Source organism: Rhizobium sp. P1_E1 (assembly GCF_056406015.1).
The window spans coordinates 1-2,156 of the sequence record NZ_JBFUAY010000426.1 but is presented as its reverse complement, the minus strand read 5'-3'; the positions used below and the strand labels follow the sequence as shown (position 1 = coordinate 2,156).

The following is a 2,156-nucleotide window of genomic DNA, read 5'->3' as shown; positions in this document are numbered from 1 at the left end:
TCGCTGGGAGGACGTATTTAGAGTCCTACCGACCGGAAGAATGTCCGTCAGATCATTCTCGCCGCCCGCCGTTACGAGCTGACCACATGACGATCAGGCGCGCGAACGCTTGGTCCTGTCGAGCTCGAGGAGTTCGGCAATCTGATTGACTTCAGAGCGGCCTTTTCGTAACCGGTGTTCCATTCCCACGTTGTCCTCGCCTTCCTAAACTGTGATCGGCTTTCCATGGATGAGCGAAGGGAGTTTCTCCATGGAGACTACATTGGAGGTTCTCACAACCAGGAGGTCTGGACGTGAGGTTCACCGGCAATGGCCCGATGAGGTTAAGGCGCGGATCGTTTCGGAAAGCTTGAGACCGGGCGCGATGGTGAATGAGATTGCAGAGCGCTATGGATTGCGGGCGAACCGCCTTTCGACTTGGCGCACGATGGCACGGCAGGGCAAGCTGGTTCTGCCCGCACCCGAAGACCCGGTGGAGTTCGCATCGGTGATCGTCGATCCGCCCGTATCGGAACCGCCGACCAAACGGTCAGTCGCGCTGGGTCATCGTTGGCTCCGTCACTATCCGTCTAGTAGAAGGTGCGTCTGCCGCCGCATCGCCGCTGTCGCRCGTGCCTGCGCGGTTCCGGCATGATTTTTCCATCGAACCGTGCGGATCATGGTTGCCACCAAGCCGGTCGATTTTCGCAAGGGCCACGATGGATTAGCGGCGAGGGTCAAAAACGAGTTGCACAAGGACCCGTTCACCGGAACGGTCTTCGTATTCCGTTCGCGCAAAGCGGACCGGTTGAAGCTGATCTACTGGGATGGCAGCGGTCTGGTGATGGCCTATAAGCGGTTGGAGGAGCACACGTTCACTTGGCCGGGCGTCAGGGACGGTTTGATGACCTTGGGCCATGCTCAGTTCGAGGCTCTGTTTGCAGGTCTCGATTGGCGTCGGGTCCGTTCCGTGGAGACGAGAGCGCCGGATGCCATCGAATAGATGCGGCACGATGACTCGGACAGTGGATTCTTCCGGCGAAGCGAAGCTGAGTTTGATAGGCTTCGAGTATGTTGGACGCCGCTGATCTTCCCGACGATATTGCTGCGCTAAAGGCGATGCTGATCACGGCGCAAGCGCGTGAAGTCCGCAAGGATGAGCGGATTGAGCGGTTGGAGAAGCTGGTTGCCGCTTTCAAGCAGGGACTGTCAGGAATTCTGTGCGGGGGGCCATGATGATGAAAAGGAGAGAATCATCACATGGCTATCGAAAAAGAACTTCTGGACCAGCTTCTTGCGGGACGTGATCCGTCCGARGTTTTCGGCAAGGACGGCTTGCTGGATGACCTGAAGAGGGCGCTTTCGGAGCGCATTCTCAATGCCGAGCTAGACGAGCATCTCGATGTTGAGCGTAGCGAGGGGACCTGTGCCAACCGGCGCAATGGCTCCTCGAGGAAGACAGTTTTGACAGGAACGTCGAAAATGACGCTGGCCATTCCGCGCGACCGGGCCGGCACGTTCGACCCGAAGCTGATCGCCAAATACCAGCGCCGCTTTCCCGATTTCGACGACAAGATCATCTCCATGTACGCCCGCGGCATGACGGTGCGGGAGATCCAGGGTCATCTCGAAGAAATCTACGGCATCGAAGTCTCGCCAGACCTGATCTCGGCGGTGACCGATACCGTTCTGGAGGCCGTTGGTGAGTGGCAGAATCGTCCGCTTGAGCTGTGCTATCCCCTTGTGTTCTTCGACGCCATCCGGGTCAAAATCCGGGACGAAGGTTTCGTTCGCAACAAGGCCGTCTATGTCGCACTCGCTATTCTTGCGGACGGCACCAAGGAAATCCTCGGGCTATGGATCGAGCAGACGGAAGGGGCAAAGTTCTGGCTGCGGGTGATGAACGAACTGAAGAGCCGTGGCTGCCAGGACATCCTGATCGCTGTGGTCGATGGCCTGAAGGGCTTTCCCGAAGCCATCACTGCCGTCTTTCCCCAAACGATCGTGCAGACTTGCATTGTCCACCTGATCCGGCATTCCTTGGAGTTCGTTTCCTACAAGGATAGAAAGCCCGTCATGCCGGCGCTGAGAGCCATCTACCGTGCCAGAGATGCCGAGGCGGGCCTGAAGGCACTGGAGGCCTTCGAGGAAGGCTACTGGGGCCAGAAATACCCTGC

At 58.2% G+C, this 2,156-nt stretch carries 4 protein-coding genes; all 4 read left to right on the top strand.

The window, feature by feature from the left end; genetic code table 11:
• The first annotated feature begins 229 nt into the window (after positions 1-229).
• A complete protein-coding gene (locus tag AC1D1Z_RS36645; RefSeq protein WP_477853718.1) occupies positions 230-634 on the top strand; it encodes a transposase in 405 nt (134 codons plus the stop codon).
• A gap of 24 nt (positions 635-658) precedes the next feature.
• Complete coding sequence (gene tnpB / locus AC1D1Z_RS36640) at positions 659-982, top strand: IS66 family insertion sequence element accessory protein TnpB (RefSeq protein WP_477853716.1); 324 nt, start codon at positions 659-661, stop codon at positions 980-982.
• 71 nt (positions 983-1,053) lie between these two features.
• Positions 1,054-1,215: a hypothetical protein gene (locus AC1D1Z_RS36635; protein ID WP_477853720.1), complete on the top strand. Its 162-nt coding sequence runs from the start codon at positions 1,054-1,056 to the stop codon at positions 1,213-1,215.
• 24 nt (positions 1,216-1,239) lie between these two features.
• Positions 1,240-2,156: IS256 family transposase (locus tag AC1D1Z_RS36630; RefSeq protein WP_477853714.1), on the top strand; the 917-nt coding region annotated here is incomplete at its 3' end.

What these genes read in the sequence shown, in the direction of transcription:
- tnpB (WP_477853716.1), top strand. Translation starts at nt 659, where the DNA reads ATGGTTGCCACCAAGCCGGTCGATTTTCGCAAGGGCCACGATGGATTA.